The 19,370-nt window shown below is 71.7% G+C and carries 15 protein-coding genes; 6 read left to right on the forward strand and 9 right to left on the reverse strand.

The genetic code is table 11. From position 1 onward, the window contains the following. Positions 1-15 precede the first annotated feature (15 nt). From DEI89_RS04030 to DEI89_RS04040, 3 genes are read right to left on the reverse strand one after another with little or no spacing between them, the layout of a single operon-like run. Positions 16-1,707 (reverse strand): glycosyltransferase family 39 protein, encoded by a 1,692-nt coding sequence (locus tag DEI89_RS04030; protein WP_110902736.1) that lies wholly within the window; start codon positions 1,705-1,707, stop codon positions 16-18. Continuing rightward, complete coding sequence (locus tag DEI89_RS04035) at positions 1,704-3,302, reverse strand: glycosyltransferase family 39 protein (RefSeq protein ID WP_110902737.1); 1,599 nt, start codon at positions 3,300-3,302, stop codon at positions 1,704-1,706. Before DEI89_RS04035 ends, DEI89_RS04030 begins: the two co-directional genes overlap by 4 nt. Then, positions 3,295-4,236 (reverse strand): glycosyltransferase family 2 protein, encoded by a 942-nt coding sequence (locus tag DEI89_RS04040; protein WP_110902738.1) that lies wholly within the window; start codon positions 4,234-4,236, stop codon positions 3,295-3,297. Before DEI89_RS04040 ends, DEI89_RS04035 begins: the two co-directional genes overlap by 8 nt. 173 nt (positions 4,237-4,409) lie before the next feature. Between DEI89_RS04040 and DEI89_RS04045 the strand changes: the two genes are divergently transcribed. From DEI89_RS04045 to DEI89_RS04065, 5 genes are read left to right on the forward strand one after another with little or no spacing between them, the layout of a single operon-like run. Then, on the forward strand, positions 4,410-5,912 hold the full coding sequence (locus DEI89_RS04045; RefSeq protein WP_181421480.1) for a DUF2142 domain-containing protein: 1,503 nt from the start codon (positions 4,410-4,412) through the stop codon (positions 5,910-5,912). A gap of 12 nt (positions 5,913-5,924) precedes the next feature. Beyond that, entirely contained in the window at positions 5,925-7,025 is a 1,101-nt protein-coding gene (locus DEI89_RS04050) for a glycosyltransferase (RefSeq protein WP_110902740.1), read from the forward strand. Positions 7,026-7,052: 27 nt separating this feature from the next. Beyond that, positions 7,053-7,664, forward strand: coding sequence for a dTDP-4-dehydrorhamnose 3,5-epimerase family protein (locus tag DEI89_RS04055; RefSeq protein WP_110902741.1), 612 nt, complete (start codon positions 7,053-7,055; stop codon positions 7,662-7,664). Between the two features lie 12 nt (positions 7,665-7,676). After that, positions 7,677-8,540, forward strand: a complete 864-nt coding sequence (gene rfbA, locus DEI89_RS04060) for a glucose-1-phosphate thymidylyltransferase RfbA (RefSeq protein ID WP_110902742.1) — start codon at positions 7,677-7,679, stop codon at positions 8,538-8,540. 17 nt (positions 8,541-8,557) lie between these two features. Beyond that, the gene (locus DEI89_RS04065) at positions 8,558-10,468 is read left to right on the forward strand and encodes a glycosyltransferase (protein WP_146236670.1); all 1,911 of its coding nucleotides are present in this window, start codon (positions 8,558-8,560) and stop codon (positions 10,466-10,468) included. Positions 10,469-10,507: 39 nt separating this feature from the next. Here DEI89_RS04065 and DEI89_RS04070 read toward each other — a convergent pair whose 3' ends face one another. The 6 genes from DEI89_RS04070 to DEI89_RS04095 form a co-directional block, all read right to left on the reverse strand. Continuing rightward, positions 10,508-11,653, reverse strand: a complete 1,146-nt coding sequence (locus DEI89_RS04070) for a glycosyltransferase family 2 protein (RefSeq protein WP_110902744.1) — start codon at positions 11,651-11,653, stop codon at positions 10,508-10,510. A 79-nt stretch (positions 11,654-11,732) separates the two neighbouring features. Beyond that, positions 11,733-12,638, reverse strand: coding sequence for a glycosyltransferase family 2 protein (locus tag DEI89_RS04075; protein WP_181421481.1), 906 nt, complete (start codon positions 12,636-12,638; stop codon positions 11,733-11,735). Continuing rightward, entirely contained in the window at positions 12,635-13,705 is a 1,071-nt protein-coding gene (locus tag DEI89_RS04080; protein ID WP_220033188.1) for a glycosyltransferase family 1 protein, read from the reverse strand. Before DEI89_RS04080 ends, DEI89_RS04075 begins: the two co-directional genes overlap by 4 nt. A 59-nt stretch (positions 13,706-13,764) precedes the next feature. Further along, on the reverse strand, positions 13,765-15,003 hold the full coding sequence (locus DEI89_RS04085) for an ABC transporter ATP-binding protein (RefSeq protein ID WP_110902745.1): 1,239 nt from the start codon (positions 15,001-15,003) through the stop codon (positions 13,765-13,767). A 4-nt stretch (positions 15,004-15,007) separates the two neighbouring features. Next, positions 15,008-15,904, reverse strand: a complete 897-nt coding sequence (locus tag DEI89_RS04090) for an ABC transporter permease (RefSeq protein WP_258366266.1) — start codon at positions 15,902-15,904, stop codon at positions 15,008-15,010. A 69-nt stretch (positions 15,905-15,973) separates the two neighbouring features. Continuing rightward, a complete protein-coding gene (locus DEI89_RS04095) occupies positions 15,974-18,541 on the reverse strand; it encodes a glycosyltransferase (protein WP_220033187.1) in 2,568 nt (855 codons plus the stop codon). A 100-nt stretch (positions 18,542-18,641) separates the two neighbouring features. On the opposite strand from DEI89_RS04095, the gene DEI89_RS04100 reads away from it, so the two are divergent. Continuing rightward, on the forward strand, positions 18,642-19,370 hold a 729-nt coding region (locus DEI89_RS04100; protein ID WP_110902747.1), incomplete at its 3' end, for a glycosyltransferase.

A 19,370-nucleotide genomic window follows, 5' to 3' on the forward strand; every position in this document is an offset into this window, starting at 1 on the left:
CGGTCGGCGGTGAGTCTACCGGGCGCCGTTGTCGTGGTCGGGGTCGTGGTCGGGTTGGTCGGCGCCGGGCACGTCCTGCGGGCCGGTGCCGACGGGGCGGGCAGCATCGGCGTCGTCCGCTCCGACCGCGGAGGCGGTCGACGCGCGCTGCGGTCCCCGTCGCCCGACGGCACCCCAGGCCAGCACGAGCGTCACGAGGCCGACCAGCGCGGTGGCGACGACGAGGGCCGCGAGCGGACGGACGCCGTACGGCAGCGAGCCGAAGAGCGTCTGACGTCCCGCGACCGAGATGCGGAAGACGAGCTCCTCGTAGGACCCCGAGTAGAGCAGCCCCAGCGCGGCGACCGCGACCAGCGGCGCCACGACGATCGCGGCGCGTGCCAGGCGGACCCGGACCACGTCGCGCTCGACGAGGGCACGCCACGCGCAGGCCTGGGCAACGAGCAACGCGGCCAGCGCCGGGAAGAGGAACCGGCCCTGGTTGACGGTGACGCCGAGGTGGCTGGCGTACGTGGCCCAGTCGCGGGCGAGCACGACGACGAGGGCCGTCACGGGGAAGGCCGCGGCGACCAGCACGGTGCGGCGGTCCACGGTGCGGCGGCTGAGCCCCCAGACCAGCGCCGCCAGGGCGATCACGGTGAAGGAGTCGACGAGCACGGCCGACAGCGGCCACTCGTACCGGCCGAGGAGGCCCCAGAACGAGTTGGACATGCCGTTCCAGAACGCGCCCGCGAACTGCGTCGGGGCGGGCGACTCGTGCGCGGGCCACGACCTCGACACGGCGGGGAACGGATCGGGCTGCGGCGTGCCGGTCTGCACGGCCAGCGCGACGTACCACCACGCGGTGGTGACGGCAGGGACCGCGAGCACGACGAGCGCACGCAGCAGGCGGCCGAGTGGCCCGGACCCGTTCCGCGCCACGACCACGGCCAGGAGCGCGAACGGGACGGCGATCGCGCCGCCGGCCATCACCGCGGTCCCCACGGCCAGTGCGCCGCCGAGGGCGAGGACCGTCCACCAGGAGCGGTCCCCGGTGAGCACACGCACCGCGAGCCACGTGGCGAGCACGCCGGCGGTGATCACGGGCACCCACACCGACACCGACGAGCCGAGCTGCGCGACCTGTGGGACGGCCAGGAGGGTCGCGGCCGCGGCCACGGCGGTCCGGGGCGAACCGGTCGCCCGACGGACGCTCGCCCAGACGAGCGCCGGGACGGGGAGCATGACCGCGACGTCGACCAGGCGCATGCCGAGCACGACGATGTCCCAGCGGCGGCCGGCGAAGTCGAGCAGGTGGGCGACCACCGCCTGCACCAGGAACCAGGTCGGCGGATGCTGCGACATCGGGTTGACGAGCGGGTTCTCCGAGCCGTCACCGACGATCGTCGCGAAGTCCGGACGGTCCGTGGCGGCGGGCAGGTGCACCGGGACGTTCTGGGCGAGCAGGCCCTGCAGGTAGTGCAGGTCACCGGCCGGCGGCCAGCCCTGCCCCATCGCGAGGTGGATCACCGCGTCGACGTTCGCGAGCTCGTCCGGGCCGTGGAGCGACGGGTTGACGTACGCCCAGAGGGCGAGGACGAGCCCGAAGACGACGGTCAGGCCGATGACCGTGGTGGCCTCGCGACGGCCCACGGGCGGTCGGTCGTGTCGACGATCGACGGCGGGGCGGGCGGCCACCGCGCGGGTCCGCGTTCGCGTGGTGCTCATGCGGTCGCCCCTCCACGGTGGACGGTCTCGGTCTCGGTCTCGGTCTCGGTTCCGGTCTCGGTCCCGGCGCCTGCGGTACCGAGCGGGTCGTCGACGGACGGCCGCAGCGTGGCGGCGACCACCACCGCGGCGGCGAGCACCACGGCCGCGACGAGCCACCCGACCACCATCACGGGGACCGGCACCGGGGACGACGTGGCGAGCACGTCGAGTCCGAGTGGCGTCACCCGGATCCGGGAGTGCTCGGCGATGCTCCCGTAGGTGAACAGCAGGCCGTAGACCGCCATCGCGGCGGACAGGGCCGCGACGACGACAGCGAACCGGCGACGGCCGCGGTCGGTCTGGACGGCACGGCGCCAGGCGATCGCGCTGAGGGCGATGAACGCGAGCAGGGCGGGGAAGTAGTACCGGCCCTGGGTCGCGCCGATGAACGTGGTGGCGCGGTAGCTTCCCCAGGCGTTCGCGGTCTGCAGCACGAAGATCGTCGCCGGCAGCACGGCGAGCGTGATCGCGACGCGGAGCCCCGGCGCGCGTCGGAAGCCCCAGACGAGCAGGGCACCGAGACCCAGGACCGTCGCGGTCTCGAAGACCACGGGGGAGAGGATCCACTGCGCCCGTCCGCCGAAGCTGCCCCAGAACGTCCGGGCGATCGTCGACCACGACACGTCGGCGAAGGCGGCCGGGTCGGGGCCGGTCCCGGTCGGGAAGGGCTTCGGCGGGCGGATGGCCGAGAAGCCGCTGGGCTGCAGCGTGTGGAAGACGAGGAGGTTGCGCACCCACCACCACGCGCCGACGGCGGCGGCGAGGGCGAGGACCCAGAGCGCCCGGACGGCGCGCGGCAGGACCCCGGCTCGACGCATCGGCGCGACGAGCACGGCGACCGCCACGAACGGGATCAGCGGGAGCGCGGTGCCCTTCCAGACGATCGCGACGCCGAGGGACAGGGCGAGGGCGAGCGCGGTGCGGACCCGGTCGTCGCCGGTCATCACCCGGACGGCCAGCCACACGGTGGTCGCCGCGAAGAGCACGACGGGCGCGTCGTTCGACGCCGAGGCACCGATCGAGGCGAGTTCGGGGACGGCGAGGACGGCGAACGCCCCGACCAGCGCGGCACGGGGCGACCGGGTCACCCGCCGGACGGTGGCCCAGGCGAGTGCCGGCAGCGGCAGGACGAACAGGGCACCGAGGAGCCGGACCGCGAGCAGCGCGACGTGCGGCCGGAGCGACTCGAAGTCGACCAGGTGGAGCACACCCGCTGCGACGAGGTAGTAGGTCGGCGGGTGCTGGGTCATCTGGTCGACGGTGTCCGACGACGAAGCCCCGGTCGAGCGCAGGAGCTCACCCATGGTCGGGGCGCTGTCGGGTCGGGGGCCGCTCGCCTGTTGGACCGCGTCGAGCACGCGGAGGTCGCCCGGGTCGGGCCAGCCGTCGCCGATCGCGACGTGCACGGCCGCGTCGAAGTGCGCACGCTCGTCGGGCGCCTGGAAGGTCGGGACGAGAGCCGCCCAGAGCACGAGCAGCAAGCCGAACGTCGCCGTCACCGCGGCGACGACGACCCACTCGCGACGTCGCACCGGAGGGGCGGGGTCAGTCACCGTACCGGGCGAGCTTCTGCAGGTCGAGCTGTTCCTCGGCGAGGGTCCGGTTCAGCCGCGTCAGGTCCGCGACGACGCCGATCGTCATCGCGAGCACCGCCGTGATGACGAGGACCAGCCCGAGCAGGAGCGACTGCAGGTGGTCGCCTCCCGAGTCCGTGTAGAGCAGCACCAGGTACCGGATGAACGGGATGAGCCCGCAGACGGCGAGCACGGCGCTGACCGAGGCGAACAGGGCCATCGGTCGGTACATCAGGTAGACGCGGGCGATCGCGGACCCGGACTCGAACATGTGCTGCCAGATGTTGCTGAACAGCCGCGACTCACGTGTCTTGGCGTTCGTCGTGATCGGCACGCTGGCGATCGCGATGCGCTTGTAGCCGGCCTGCACGATCGTCTCCATGCAGTAGCTGAACCGCGTGACGATGTTGAGCCGGATGAGCGAGTACTTCGAGTAGGCGCGGAACCCGCTCGCGGCATCGGGCAGGTCGAGGCCGGCTGCGCGGCTGGCGACCCAGGAGCCGAAGCGCTGCATGAGCTTCTTGAAGCCGGAGAAGTGCTCGATGGTTCGCGTCTGCCGGTCGCCGATGACGATCTCGGCACGCTTCTCGAGGATCGGCAGGACCAGGTCCGCGATCTGCGCCTGCGGGTACTGGTTGTCGCCGTCGGTGTTCACGACGATGTCCGCACCGTGCAGCAGCGCGTAGTCGACGCCGTCGCGGAACGAGCGCGCCAGGCCCATGTTCTGGGCGTGACGGACGAAGTGGGTCACGCCGTGGGCCTTCGCGACCTCGACGGTGCGGTCGGTCGAACCGTCGTCGATCACGAGGATCTCGATCTCGTCGATGCCGGGGATCGACCGGGGGATCGTCTCGAGGACTGCGGGGAGCGTCTGCTCCTCGTTGAGGCACGGGATCTGGATGAAGAGCTTCACTGCGTTCGGGCGTCTCGATCTGGTCGTTGGGCGCGCATGCTCGAGGTGATGGCGCGCGGGAGCGGTTCAGGCCGCGTTCACCATACGTGATGTCGTCCACCCACCGGAGGAGGGCACCGGTGTGCCCGCGCTCGCGAGTCCGTTCGAGGCGCCTTGTGGGAGGATCGCTCATCGTGCGCCGCCCGACCATGACCCTCCACTCCGGCATCGTCCTCGCGGCGGCCCTCTTCGCCGTCTTCGCCGCGATCGCGATCGGGTTCAGTGCCCCGCCGTTCAACTCGGGGGACGAGGCAGCGCACTTCGACTACGCGGTCTCCGTGTGGCACGGCCACCTGCCCGTGTTCCAGGACGGTCTCACCATCGACGCGCCGTTCGGGATCATCCCGCCGGTGCAGTGGGTCTCCCAGCACCCGCCGCTCTTCTACGCGATCCTCGCCCCGGTCGTCGGGCCGCTCTGGGACAGCGGCCAGCAGTACCACGCTGTGCTCGCAGGGCGTGTCGCGAACGCCGTGCTCGCCGGGCTGACCGTGCTCGCCGCCGGGTGGGCCGCACGCCGGGTGCTGCCGACCCGGCCCGGTGCCGCGAGCGTCGCCGCCGTCGTCGTCTCCCTGACGTCCATGTTCCTGCTGGTCGGTGGCGCTGTCTACAACGACCTGCCGAACATCGCCTTCGGCGCGCTCGCCATCGGAGTCGCGGCCACGGCCCTCCGTCGCGGCCTCTCGACCCGCCTGGTCGTCCTCGCGGCCGTGGTGACCGCCGCCGGCATGCTCAGCCGACTCACCTTCGCGGTGTTCGTCGTCGCCGTCCTCGTGGCCGTCGTCTGCGCCCGGGGTCGCGGCTGGTGGAACGGCCTGGTCGGCAAGCTCGTCGCGGTCGTCGTCGTCACCGCCGCTCCGGCCCTCGCCGCCGGGTGGTTCTTCCTCCGGAACGAGCGTCTGACCGGGAACATCGCGGGCAGCCAGCCGGAGTGGGCTGCGGCACACCTCCACCGCCGACAGCACGGCTTCGTCGAGACGGTGGCGGACCCGGGCTTCTGGACCGGCGTCTTCTCGGTCTTCCGCGGGCACTTCACGCTGGACGTGACATGGCCGTGGGTGCTCCTGGTCGGACCGCTCCTGCTCGCGGTCGTCGTCGCGGTGGTCCCGGCGCTCCGCCGGAACGGCCACGTCCGACCGGTGGCGCCCCGCCGGACGACCACCGACCGGACGACCACCGACCCGACGACCGCCACTGGACGCCGCCGGCGCCAGGACGCCACCGACCGGGTCGCCGACGTGCTCGTCGCCCTCATGCTCGTCGCGGTCGTCGTGCTCATCGTCTTCCTCCAGATCCGCTTCACCATGCAGGGCGGCGCAGCCCAGGCGCGGTACGGCCTGCCGGTCGTCCCGGTCCTCGCCGTCGTCATGGCGATCGGTCTCTCCGGGTTCGGCCGGGTGCTCTCGCCGTTGCTCGTCACGGTGTGGGTCGCCGCCGCCGGGTACGACTGGTTCACCATCGTCGACCTCACGGGCCCGGCGTTCCACGAGCCGGTGACGCTGACGGTCAGCCGGGTCGCCGTCGTGCTCGCGGTCGTGGCGCTCGCCGCGGTGCTCACGCTGGTCTGGACCGCGTCGCTCCGGCGCTCGGTGGTCGCCCCGGAGCCGCCCACGGCCGACGTCGCGGCCGTCACCGCGTGACAGGATGACGGCGTGACGTCCTTGCGCTCCCGGGTCGCCCGGTTCCTCACCCGACGCCCCGACCAGGACGTCGCACCGGCCTCCGGCCCGACGCCGGAACCGCCACTCGTCGGCTTCGTCGTGCACGGAGCCGGTGGTGTCCACCCCGCGTCCGCGCACATCCGCGTGACCGGCCGCATGTCGGCACTCGCCGCCTCCGGCGCAGCGCGCGTCGCGCAGGTCGAACCGGTCCGCTGGGCGGACGGCACGGACACCGCGCACCTCGACGTGCTGCTCGTCCAGCGCGACGCCTTCCCGCTCGCCTCGCTCGACGCCGCGATCGAGCGCGCTCGACGCGAGGGCACCCGGATCGTCGCCGAGGTGGACGACGACTTCTTCAGCCGGGAGGCCCGTGCCCGGCTCGTCCGCGCCGAGTACGACCCCGAGCGGCTCGCGTCCGTCGAGCGCGTGGTCGCGGCCGCCGACGCGGTGGTCACGTCGACCGAGCCGTTGCGCGCCGTGCTCGCCGCAGCGGGCACCACGGCGGTCGTGGTGCCGAACGCCGTCCAGCCCGGGCTGTGGGGCACCGGGCCGTCGCGTCCCGACCCCGTCGGCCCGCGCCGGGTCCTGTACATGGGGTCCGCCACGCACGGCGACGACCTCGCGCTGCTGCGGCCTGTGTTCGACGGGCTGGTCGACGACGACGGTCGCGCGGTCCGACTCGAGGTCGTCGGCGTGACCGACACCGACGCGGACTGGTTCGACCGGCTGGACCTGCCCGACGGTGCGACGCACTACCCGGAGTTCGTGGCGTTCCTGCGGGCGAACGCGCACCGCTGGTCCGCCGGTGTCGCGCCCCTCACCGACGACCCGTTCAACGACGCCAAGAGCGACCTCAAGTTCCTCGAGGTCAGCATGCTCGGCCTGCCGTTCGTCGCCTCGGACCGACCGTCGTACGCCGACATCGACGAGCACGGCGGACTGCTCGCCGAGAACGACCCGGCCGCGTGGCAGCACGCGCTGCGCACCGCGTTCCGGGAGGCCGACGAGCGGGTGCAGCGTGCTCAGGCGTACGTGCGCGCAGAGCGACTGGTGACCGGCGACGGCGACTGGCGAGCAGCCCTCGGCCTCTGAGTGCGGGCCTCTTGCTAGGCTGCCCCGGTGCAGATCCGAGAACTGAAGATCCAAGGCGCGTGGGAGTTCACCCCCGTCCAGCACGGTGACGCCCGGGGCGCGTTCCTCGAGGCCTACCGTGCGGACGTGCTCGAGGAGACCGTCGGCCACCCGCTCGACCTCCGTCAGGTGAACATGTCGATCTCGTCGCGCGGCGTCGCGCGGGGGATCCACTACGCCCTCGTCGCACCGAGCCAGGCGAAGTACGTCACGGCCGTCCGCGGCGCCTTCATCGACTACATCATCGACATCCGCGTCGGGTCGCCGACGTTCGGCCAGTGGGACTCCGTCCGCATCGACGACGTCGACCGCCGCGCCGTGTACCTGTCCGAGGGCCTCGGGCACGCCATCGTCGCGCTCGAGGACGCCTCGACGGTCAACTACCTGGTCAGCGCGCACTACGACCCCGAGCGCGAGAAGGGGATCAGCATCCTCGACCCGACCGTCGCGCTCGAGCTCCCCGACGGCATCGGCCAGCCGGTCCTGTCCGAGAAGGACACCAGCGCGCCGACCCTCGAGCAGGCCGCCGAGCAGGGTCTGCTGCCGACGTACGAGGAGTGCCTCGCCTACACCGAGTCCCTCCGCACCACGAAGAAGTAAGGACGCATCCCCATGAAGGGCATCATCCTGGCCGGCGGTTCCGGCACGCGCCTCTGGCCGATCACCAAGGGCATCAGCAAGCAGCTCATGCCGATCTACGACAAGCCGATGGTGTACTACCCCCTGTCGACGCTGATGATGTCCGGCATCCGCGAGGTGCTGATCATCACGACGCCCGAGTACAACGACCAGTTCAAGGCCCTGCTCGGCGACGGCTCCACGCTCGGCATGGACATCCAGTACGCGGTGCAGCCGTCCCCGGACGGGCTCGCCCAGGCGTTCGTCATCGGTGAGGACTTCATCGGCGACGACAGCGTCGCCCTGGTGCTCGGCGACAACATCTTCCACGGCACCGGGCTCGGCACGAACCTCCGCAAGAACACCGAGGTGCAGGGCGCGACGATCTTCGCGTACCACGTGGCGGACCCGAAGGCGTACGGCGTCGTGGAGTTCGACGACGACTTCACCGCGGTCTCCATCGAGGAGAAGCCCGCCGAGCCGAAGTCGAACTACGCCGTCCCCGGTCTGTACTTCTACGACAACAAGGTCATCGAGATCGCGAAGACGATCGAGCCGAGTGCCCGTGGTGAGCTCGAGATCTCGACCGTCAACGAGCGCTACCTGGAGGCCGGGGAACTCGGCGTGCAGGTCCTGGACCGCGGCACCGCGTGGCTCGACACCGGCACGTTCGAGTCGATGATGCAGGCGTCCGAGTACGTCAAGGTCATCGAGGACCGTCAGGGCTTCAAGATCGGCTGCATCGAGGAGATCGCCTGGCGGAACGGCTGGATCGACGACGCCCAGCTCGCCGACCTCGCCGCGCCGCTCGTCAAGGGCGGCTACGGCGTCTACCTGCAGAACCTGCTGCGCGGCTGACGGTGGCCCGGTCCGGGTTGCGTCGGCTCCTCGGCCGTCCGGTCGGAGTCGACGCGCCGCTGCCCGCCGATACACCGACCCCGTCGGCACCGGCGGCGGACCGTCCGGCCGAGCCGCGCCTCCCGGTCGACACCTCGCTGGTCACCGAGCCGTCACGGCCCGGTGACCACGGGGTCGACGTCGTCGTCACCGTCGCAGAGACGACGTTCCGCGACGGTGCACACCGGGCGGTCGTCCGGGCCGCGCGGGACGCCGGTGCCGCGACCGTCGTCGTCAGCGTGTACGACGTCCACGCGGGCCCGACGAGCGTGTACCCAGCCGTCGTCGCCGGAGCTGACCACGTCGTCGCCCGTGCGACCGTCGCCGCCACCTGGGGCGGCGCCGTGGCCGCGGCTCGGCCACTCCTCACGAGCGCCCGGGTGGTCGTGCAGGACGCGTCGGTCACGATGCCCCTCGAGGCCTACGCGACACTGACGGCAGCACTCGATCGTGCACCGGTGGCCGTGGGTGTGGTCCGGACCGGTGACGACGTCGTCGCCAGCGCCGGAGCGGTCCTGGTCCGGGGCACGGCACCGGTGGCGGCACTGCTGCGCGGGCACCCGGCCGAGGACGCCGACCTGCTCGACGGCGCCGAGGTCTTCGCGGCCGACGAACCGTGCTTCGCGGTGCGTACCGCGGACCTGGCGCTGCCGGTCCGCACGGTCGACACCCGGACCGCCGTCGCACGACTCACCCGCGACAGCGCGGACGCCGGCGGCGGCCCGTGCGTGGTCGTCGCACTCGGCCGTGTGTACCGCACACACGTCCTCCGCGAGCGTCGGTACGACACCGACGCCGCCACGGCCCTCGCCCACTGGCGGGCGCGGGTGGACGGCACCGCGATCACCGCGCTGGAACGCGCCGGACTCGTCCCGGGCCTCCCGGCCGCCGACCCCGCGGGAGCCCCGGTCGCCCTCCGCGAACCGGTCGTCCGTGCCGAGCGGGGTGCGGAGCGGGTCACGCTGCGGGACCGAGGAGAACGGTTGCGCTGGTCGATCCGGATCGCCGCCCACCCCGGCCCCGGCGGGGATGACTGGGGCGACACGTTCTTCGCCCGTGACCTGGCGACGGCGCTCCGGTCGCTCGGGCAGGAGGTCGTCGTCGACCACCGCGAGTCGCACGTCCGCCCGCTGTCCGAGCACCTGGACGACGTCGCCCTGACGCTCCGCGGACTCGACGACACCCCCGTACACCCGTCGGCGACGAACGTGCTCTGGGTCATCTCGCACCCCGACCTCGTCACGGCGGACGAACTGGCCCGCTACGACCTGCGGTTCGCCGCCGGGCCGGTGTGGGCGGCCCGCGTGGCGGCGGACACGGGTCTCGACGTCGCCCCGCTCCTGCAGGCCACGGACCCCGCCCGCTTCCACCCGGGGCCAGGGGCGCCCGAGTACGCCGGGCTCGACACCGCGTTCGTCGGCAAGACCCGGCAGGTCTTCCGGCCGGTCGTGCGGGACGCCGTCGCCGCCGGCCTCGACCTCGCCGTCTGGGGCGAGGGGTGGGAGGGCCTGCTGCCGGACGGCGTGCACCGCGGGGTGTTCGTCGCGAACGAGGCACTGCCGTCGCTCTACCGCAGCGCTCGCGTGGTGCTCAACGACCACTGGGACGACATGGCCCGCGACGGGTTCGTGTCCAACCGGCTGTTCGACGCAGCGGCCACGGGGGCCCTCGTCCTCACCGATCCGGTGCCGGGCGTGGACGAGCTGTTCCACGGTGCCGTGCGGACGTACCGTGACGCAGACGAGCTCCGCGAGTTGGTCCACCAAGGGGAGACCTCGTCGGCTGCGGAACGTGCCGAGCGGGGCACCCGCGTCGGTGCCGAGCACTCCTTCGTCCGGCGGGCCGAGGTGCTGCTCGACGCGGTGCGACGGCAGCGGGCGGGCGGCTAGCTCCGATGCCGAGCGCCCCGGCGCCTGCCGGCCTGCTGGCTAGCCCCGGCGGAGCCGTCGGGCCACGTCACCCGCGCGGTCCGCGATCCGCACGACACGGCGTGCGCGCATCGCCGCGAGTTCCGCATCTCGTGCCCTGACCTCGCGGAGCGCCGCCTGCGCACGGTCGCGCTCGAACTGCACGGTGGCACGGAGCGTGTCCGCGGTCGCCTCGCCGGCCCGGACGCTGTCCTCGAGGGACTCGATCCTCCGGTCACGGGTGACGATCGCGTGACCGACCTGCTGCAGCCGACGGAGTCGGTCCTCGGGGACGACCGGGTCGGGGGTCCCGTCCAGGCTGGTCGATCCGGCGCGACGGAGCACCTCCGCGATGCCGTCGTCCCGCGTGAAAGGACCCGCGGCCGCCTCGTCGTCGGTGACGAAGCGGAGCGCGAACGTCGACTCGAGCACACCCTCCCGCAGACGGCGGAGGTCCCGCATGCCGTGGTGACGCGGGCTCGGGGTGAGGTCGGGGTTCGCCTCGTAGGCGCGCCCGCTGACGTCGACGCGGTGCTCGTACTGGGTCCAGGACCGCCAGGGCAGGTGCAGGACCTCGAGCTCGAGTCCGGCGGGCACCGGGGCGCCGTTCGCGACGCTGACCTGGTGGTTGCCCTGCACGACCGTCACGTCGGGGTCACCGACGTGCACGGCGTTGGTGCTCGGCGGGCCGATCAGACCGATCGCCTGGAGTTCCGTGACCGATCGGTCGTCACGCCAGTGCAGGCGCTCGATGCCACCACCGGACTCGGCGAGCATCCCGGTCATGTTGACGACCGGGACGGTGAACGCGCCGACCACCGGGTCCAGGCGCTCGAACACCTCACCCACCGTCAGGGAGCGGTCGACCGGCAGGATGAACTCGTCGGCGTCGGCGTTGACGACCCAGTCGGCGTGGTGGCTGCGCGCGGCGTCGCGGGCCATCCCGGTGACGACGGTGCCCTGCTGCTTCCGGTGCACCGGGTCGTGGCGCAGGTCGACCGTGACGTCCGTCCGCGCGGCGAAGGCGGTGAGGAGGTCGGTGGTCCCGTCGACCGACCCGTTGTCGGTGATGACGAAGACGTCGAACCCCTGGGCCACGTGGTGGTCGAGCCAGGCGGGGATGACGTCCGCTTCGTCGCGGACCATCAGGGTGACGGCGAGGGTCATGGGCAGGCTTTCCGGGTTCGGGTTCGAGTTCGGGTTCAGGGCACCGGGGGAGACGGTCGGATCGGCCGACGATACCGTGTCAGCGGGTGTTCGTGGCGTGGGCCCGCACGGCCAGGGCAGCGCGGAGCACGACTCGGAGCGGCCACAGCCACCACGCGGGGTACTTCCGTGCCAGGAACCGGTACGCGCTCTCGTGGTGGGCACGGCGCATCCGCTCCGAGGACCCCTGCGTCGCGGTCCCGCCGATGTGGGTGGCGGTCGCTGCGGGTTCGTAGACGTTGCGGAGGCCCAGACGTCCGATGCGCCAGCCGAGGTCGACGTCCTCGAAGTACATGAAGTACCCCTCGTCGAAGCCGCCGAGTCGGTCGAGGACGTCGCGCCGCACCAGGACACACGCCCCGGACAGCCAGCCGGCGTCACGACGACCGTCGTGTTCACCGTCCTGGCGGTACCGCCGGGTCCAGGGGTTGCCGGGCCAGACGTTCGCGAAGACCGCGTGCCCGAGGCCGGTCCGGAGGGACGGGACGAGCCGGGCGGACGGGTACACCTCGCCGGTGGGTTCGAGCAGCCGCGGACCGGCCGCGCCGATGCCCGGGTCGGCCTCCGCGGTCGCGAGGAGCCGGTCGAGTGCCCCCGGCTCGAGGACGACGTCCGGGTTGGACACGAGGACCCAGCGGACCTCCGGCCCGAGCGTGGCGACCGCGCGGTTCACCGCACCGCCGTACCCACGGTTCTCACCGAGTGCCAGGAACCGGGCACCCGCGGCCTCGGTCACGGCGCGGAGCGCGTCCGCGTCGGTCGAGTCGTTGTCGGCCACGACCACCGGGACGGCTCCGGCGCTCGCTGCCGGCACGGAGGCGAGGAACGCCGGAAGGACGTCGCCGGAGTTGTACGAGACGGTGACGATGGCGGCACGCGGACCGGACCCAGCGGGAGTGGCGTCGGGTGTGGCGTCGCCGACGGTGCCGTCAGCGGCGGCGGTCACCGGTACACCCCGAGGTGTGCCCGCGCGCAGGCAGCCCACGAGAAGCCGTCGGCACGCTGACGTGCGCGGGCGACCCGGTCGGCGCGGTCGGCCTGGTCACCGTCGAGCAGAGCGGCCAGCGCAGCGCGGATGGGCTCGGCGTCGGGCTCGGTGTACGTGACGGTGTCGCCGCCGACCTCCGGGATCGCCAGGCGGTCGGTGGTCAGGACGTCGGCGCCGGAGGCCATGGCCTCGAGCACCGGCAGGCCGAAGCCCTCGGCGATGCTCGGGTAGGCCACGATGCGCGACCCGCCGAGCAGTGCCCGCAACTCGTCGACGGGCAGGTACCCGAGGTAGCGCAGCGGGGCTCCCGGACGGTCACCCGCCGCCGTCAGCTCGCGTTCGGCGGCCTCGTCCCAGCCGAGCCCACCGGCGACGAGCAACGCGGGGACGTCCGGCCGCTCGGCGCCGAGCGCCCGGTGCGCCGCGATGAGTTCCGGGAGGCGCTTGCGCGGTTCGACGGTGCCGAGGAAGGCGATCCACTCGGCGTCCGCCGCGAGCTCGTGCGCCGCCCGGAACGCGGCGAGGTCGGCGTCCGTCGGCGGGTGGAACAGCGCACGGTCGACGCCGAGGTGCGCCACGACGGTCGCGCGACGCGGTCGGCCGGCGAACCGGTCGAGTTCGCTGACGGTCGCGGCGCTCGGCGCGACTGTGGCGCGGGCGAAGCGCCGTGCCAGTCGCGTCCACGCACGGAAGAACCGCACCTTGAGCGTCGAGTGCGCCGCCGGGTCGCTGAAGAAAGTCGCGTCGTGCAGGGTGACGACGGTCCGGGAGGCCCGGATCACCGGGAACGTGTAGTGCGGGCTGTGCAGGACGGCGGACCCCACCCGTCGGGCCAGGGCGACCAGGCCGGTCTGCTCCCACACGAGGCGCAGCGGACGCGAGGAAGTCCAGCCCGGAGCCGCGTGGTACCGGTGACCTGGAGCGAGCCCACGGAGCCACGCGACGTCGTCCGGCTTCGCCACGACGTCGACGTGCTCGTCGAGTTCGTCGAGCCCGGCGAGGAGCCCGGAGATGTACCGTGCCACGCCGCCTCGGTTCGGCGGGACCGACGTGGCGTCGACCAGCACCGGGAGTACGCCCAACGTCAGCCCTTGACCTGGCGCTCGGTGGTCTTCGTCCAGGCGATCCCCGACTGGGTGTCCTCGTCGACGACGACGAAGCGGGCGGCCTCGCGCTCGATGACGATGTGCTCGCCGTTCGGCTTGGCGAGGAACACGTGCACGAAGTACTGCCCGCCGCCGAGGCGCAGGTCGTTGAGGTGCCACTCGACGGTGGCCGAACCCCGGAGCGGGTCGTGCCGCGTCTGGAGCTGTCGGCTGTCGACACCGAAGGCGGGGTGACCGAGGTGGTTCTCGATCTTGATGCCGGCGCGCCACTCCGGCAGGACGTCGGCGTGCGAGAACGTCGCGCGGATGACGAGGTCGTCGCCGTGGTGGTGCTCGGCGCCGGGGGCACGGCCGGGGATCTCGAGCTCGACGTGCTCGACCTTGCCGGGGTTCGCGTCCTCCTCCGGGTTCGCGGCCTCGGCCTCGGCCACACGACGGCCCTCGAGGATCTCGCGGAAGTTCTTGACCGCGAGTCGGGCCGAGCCCTGGAACTTGACCTCGCCGTGGTGCAGTACGACCGCCGAGTCGCACAGCTCCTGGACCTGGCCCAGGGAGTGCGACACGAGGATGATCGTGCGGCCCTGCTCCTGGAACTCGCGGATCTTGTCGAGGCACTTCTTCTGGAACTGCTCGTCACCGACTGCCAGGACCTCGTCGACGAGCAGGACGTCCGGGTCGGTGTTGATGGCGACCGCGAAGGCGAGACGCACGTACATGCCGGATGAGTAGAACTTCACCTGCGTGTCGATGAAGTCGCCGATGCCGGAGAACTGCAGGATGTCGGCGAAGCGGGCTTCGGTCTCCTCCTGCGTCTGGCCCAGGATCGCGGCGTTGAGGTACACGTTCTCGCGACCGGTCAGGTCGGGGTGGAAACCGGCGCCGAGCTCGATGAGCGCAGCCAGGCGACCGCGACGCTCGACGGACCCGGTGGTCGGTTCGAGGATGCCGCCGATGGTCTTCAGCAGCGTCGACTTGCCGGAGCCGTTCGGGCCGAGCAGACCGATCGTCGTACCGGCGGGGATGTCGAGGCTGATGTCCTTGAGCGCCCAGAAGTCCTCGCTGTGCCGACGTCCGGCGCGGCCCAGGGTGACGACGCGCTCCTTGAGCGAGTTGTCCTTGCGGATCGTGAAGCGCTTCGAGACGTTCTTCACGGTGACGACCGCGGGGGCGTCCGAGAACGGGGAGCGGGTCTCCTGCGTGGCGTTGTCGAGGGTCATCGGGTCAGATCTCCTGGGCGAAGTTGCCCTGCAGCTTGGCGAACACCCGCTGGCACAGCACCAGCGCGATGAGGCCGACGACGCCGGCGATGACCAGGCGGAGGAGCAGGTGCGAGGGGTACTCCGAGTCCGGGCCGGCGGTCCAGAAGGCCCGGTGGAACCCGAGGACGGCGAGGGTGATCGGGTTGGCGGTGTACAGCGTGAGCAGCCACTGCGGCGCCGCGTTCGCGACCTGCTGCCAGCTGTAGACGATGGGCGAGGCCCACATCAGCAGCAGCACCAGGACCTCGACGAGGTACTGCATGTCGCGGAGGTAGACGTTGGCGGCGGCGAGGAGCAGCGCCAGGGCCGTCGCCCAGATCAGGATCACCAGCGTCGACGGGAAGAAGTAGAGCAGGTCGGGCCGGATCCAGGCGAACCCGCTCTGCAGGAGCGTCGCGACGAGGAGCACGACCAGCTGCACGCCGAAGTTGAACAGCGCCGCCCCGACGCTCGCCAGCGGGTAGATCTCGCGCGGCAGGTAGATCTTCTTGATCAGCCCGCCGTTCGAGACGATCGACGCCGTGCCCGCGGCCACGATCTCGCTGAACAGCCCGTAGAGGGTCAGTCCGGCGAAGACGTAGACGGCGAACTCGGGGATGTTGCGGGACGCGCCGAGGATCTTGCCGAGCACGAAGTAGTAGATCGCGAGCTGCACGAGCGGACGGATCAGCGTCCACGCGAACCCGAGCGCACTGTCCTTGTAGCGGGACTTCAGGTCACGGCGGATCAACAGGTCGAGCAGCTGCCGGTGGGCGAAGACCTCGCGGATCGACCCGATGACGGCGGTGGCCGGCCGACCGGCCGGGATCATCCGCTCCTGGCGGAGCCGATCGAACCGCTCGGTGACGATGTTGCTCAAGGTGTTTCCTCACATTCGACGCGGGCGACGGACCACTGTACATCGGCGACCGGGAGCGGCCGCCGGGCGTCAGCGTCCGTTCTTGCTCTCCCGCATGATGCGCACACGGTTCTGGACCTTGTCCCGGAGCCCCGAGACGCCGTTCTCGCGGAGGTACCAGGTGGCCAGGCGCACGTCCCGGGAGATGCCGTGACGGCTGTTCGCGATCTGGTGGAACTGGAGCTCGCGCTGCCGGGCCGGGCTCAGCTGCACACGGGGGCGTCCGGCCGCGGCGAGCGACCCAGCCGGGACCGCCGCTTCGTGCGCGCGGTCGGCGGCGACGTGCGGGTCCTTGCAGAACTCGATGAGGGGGGAGAGGGCCTGCTCCCACGTGAAGTCGGAGCGGACGCGGGTCACCGCGTCGCGGGCGGCCTGCGCGGCCTCGGGGTCGTACAGCATCGACTCGAGGGCGGCGGCGAGTCCGTCGACGTCGCGCTCCTCGACCGCGACGCCCATGCCCTCGGCGGCCACCAGGTCACCGAAGCTGTCGCCGTCGGTGGTGACGATCGGCAGGTTCGCCCACATGTAGTCGAGGATGCGGGTACGGAACGAGAACGTCGTCTCGATGTGCGCGAAGTGCGTGCTGACGCCGGCGTCGGCTTCGAGCAGGTAGTTCTGGCGGTCGTCGAGGGCGACCCACTGCTCGTTGAAGAACACGTGCTTGCCGGTGAGCCCGAGCTGGTCGCTGAGGCGACGGGTCTCGGACACGATCGCCATCTCCGGCACGTCCGGGTTCGGGTGTGCGACGCCGAGGAAGAACAGTCGGATGTCGTCGTGCGTCTCGGCGACCTTGGCGATCGCGCGGACCAGCGACGGGGTGTCGAACCAGTTGTAGATGCCACCGCCCCAGATGACGACCTTGTCGTCCTCACCGATGCCGGGGGTCACCCCGCGGATCGCCTTGCGCTCGTGCACCGGCGGGGTGGAGTCCATGCCGAACGGTGCGATGGCGATGAGCTTCTTCAGGTTGTCGTCGGCCAGGTAGTTGTCCGGGTTGATGCGACCGACCGCGGCGAGCTGTCCGAGCCAGAACAGCCGCTGCCGCTCGGAGGCGCACAGGAAGAAGTCGCCGCGTTCGAGCTGCCGGTTGATCACCTCGGTGGTCGAGGTCACCTGGTTCCGCCAGCCGACGTCACCGTTGTCGCGGGCCTGCTCGAGCTGCTCGAGGTGCATCGGGTCGTAGAGGTCGACGACCATGATCTTGTTCGAGTTCTGCAGGGTCTGGAAGTGGTGCAGCGCGTAGCCCTGGAAGAAGATGACGTCGGCCCACTCCTCGTGCTCCCGCATGGCGCGCTCGTGCTGGAGCGGGACGCGGGACACCTCGAAGCGGTCGGTCTTGCGGTTCGCGACGTTCCAGGTCACGAGTCGGACGTCGTTGTGTTCGCTGAGGGCCTCGGCGATCTTCCACGCCCGCATGCCCGGGCCGGCCATCTTCTCGCCGAGGGCGTCGCCCGTGATCACCAGCACGCGGGTGCGGTGCATCGGCTGCTCGACGTCGAAGGCCTCGATGATGGCCTGGTAGCCCTCGAGGAAGTAGCCGTCCTCGAACAGCGGCTTGAAGGCGTCACCGAACAGGCGGAAGACCTCTTTGTCGGTCTTGACACGCTGGCCCTGGATGCGGCGGCGCTCCTCCGACAGGCGGGGGAGGTCCGACACGAACTGGTCGAGCGCGTACAGCCCGGCCACCGCCTCCTTCGACATCGGCGTCGTCGGGTCGAACTCGTCCGGGGCACCGGTGAAGCGGCGGATGTCGAACTCCTCCGAGTCGCGACCGCTCTTCGCCACCGCGCGGCGGGCGAGCAGCGCGAGGGCTGCGGGTAGGAAGACGCCGAGGTTCTCGTCGGAGAGGTTCTTGTACAGCAGGTGCAGGGCGTTCCGCTCGAGCAGGTACATCTCGCGGTGGTCGCCGAACGACTTCATCGAGCCGTGGTGCTTGTGGTAGACCACCGAGCGCGGCGCGAACCGGACCCGGTAGCCGAGCAGGTTGAGGCGCCATCCCAGGTCGACGTCGTCGTAGAACATGAACAGGCCCTCGTCGAACCCGCCGACCTCGAGGAAGACGTCGCGGCGGACGAAGAGCGCCGACCCGGTGCCGAACAGCAGGTCCTGCGGCTCGTCGAACCGGCCGTCGTCGAGCTCGGCGATGTGGTTCTTGTAGCCCATGCCGAACCAGCTGAGGCCGGACTCGACGAAGTCGATGGTCTTGCCCTCCCAGTCGAGGACCTTGCTGGCGACGGCGGCGACACGGGGGCTCGGGGCGAACCCGGCGATGCCCTCCTTGACCCAGTTGACGTCGGGCTTCGCGTCGTTGTTGAGGAAGGCGACGACGTCACCGCTCGCCTCGCGGGCACCGAGGTTGCTGCCGCCCGTGAAGCCGAGGTTCTCGGCGGACACGATGATCTTCACGTTCTGCTGCGCACCGAGCGCGGCCCGGAGCCGCTGTTCGCTGTCGTCGCCGGACCCGTTCTCGACGACGACGATCTCGAGGCGGTCGGCCGGCCAGTCGACCTCGCTCAGGCGGGCGATGCACTCGAGAGTGTCGTCCGTCCCCCGGAAGTTGATGACGACGACGGACACGCGGGGCGCGGAGGTGGACACGGAACGACTCCATACGTCGGCTGGCGAGGGTGCCTGCGGAAGGCGGGTACGACTATACCGACGCGGTCTCGGGACACCTGTGACCTGGGAGACTGACGCGGTGGACGTCTCCGTGGTCATCATCGACTGGCACCAGCCCGAGCTCACCCGCCGCGCGATCGCCTCCGTGCTGTCCCAGCGGGTCGACGCCTCGGTCGAGGTGGTGCTCGTCGTCAACGAGGCGGACGATGCCACGGTGGCCGCCTACCGCGCCGACCACCCAGCGGTCGTCGTCGTCCCCGACCCGACCAACGCCGGGTTCGCCGGGGGTGTGGTCCGGGGGATCGCGGCGTCCTCGGGTGACGTCGTCGTGTTGCTGAACAACGACGCGGTCGCCGACCACGGGTTCCTCGACCGTGGCCTGGCGGTCCTCGCCGCGGGTGGACCGCGGGTCGCGGCCGTCGCCGCGACGGTCGTGCTCGAGGGCCGGTTCGCCCCCGTCGCGTCCGGTGACCGGCGGTCTGCCGACGACTTGGTCGCGCCGGACGGCCGACGCTGGCGGCGTGCAGAAGTGGGGCAGACCCTCGTCAACGGCACCGGTGTGGTGCTCGACCGGTCCGGCAACGGACGTGACCGCGACTGGCTCCGGCCGCTGGACGACGGGCCGGAGTCCGCGCCGCTCTTCGGCTTCTCCGGCGGCGCGGCGTTCCTCCGTCGCGGCCCGCTCGAGGAGGTCGGCGGGTTCGACCCGACCCTCTTCATGTACTACGAGGACCTCGACGTCGCGTGGCGCCTCCGGCTCGCCGGGTACGAGGTCCGGCACGCCCCCGACGCGGTCGTCGTGCACCGC

The organism is Curtobacterium sp. MCBD17_030 (assembly GCF_003224255.1).
Classification (GTDB): Bacteria; Actinomycetota; Actinomycetes; order Actinomycetales; family Microbacteriaceae; genus Curtobacterium.

Excerpts from the sequence above, each read along its gene's own strand:
- rfbA (WP_110902742.1), top strand. The coding sequence starts at position 7,677 with ATGAAGGGCATCATCCTGGCCGGCGGTTCCGGCACGCGCCTCTGGCCG.
- DEI89_RS04085 (WP_110902745.1), bottom strand. The coding sequence starts at position 15,003 with ATGACCCTCGACAACGCCACGCAGGAGACCCGCTCCCCGTTCTCGGAC.
- DEI89_RS04030 (WP_110902736.1), bottom strand. The coding sequence starts at position 1,707 with ATGAGCACCACGCGAACGCGGACCCGCGCGGTGGCCGCCCGCCCCGCC.
- DEI89_RS04070 (WP_110902744.1), bottom strand. The coding sequence starts at position 11,653 with ATGACCCTCGCCGTCACCCTGATGGTCCGCGACGAAGCGGACGTCATC.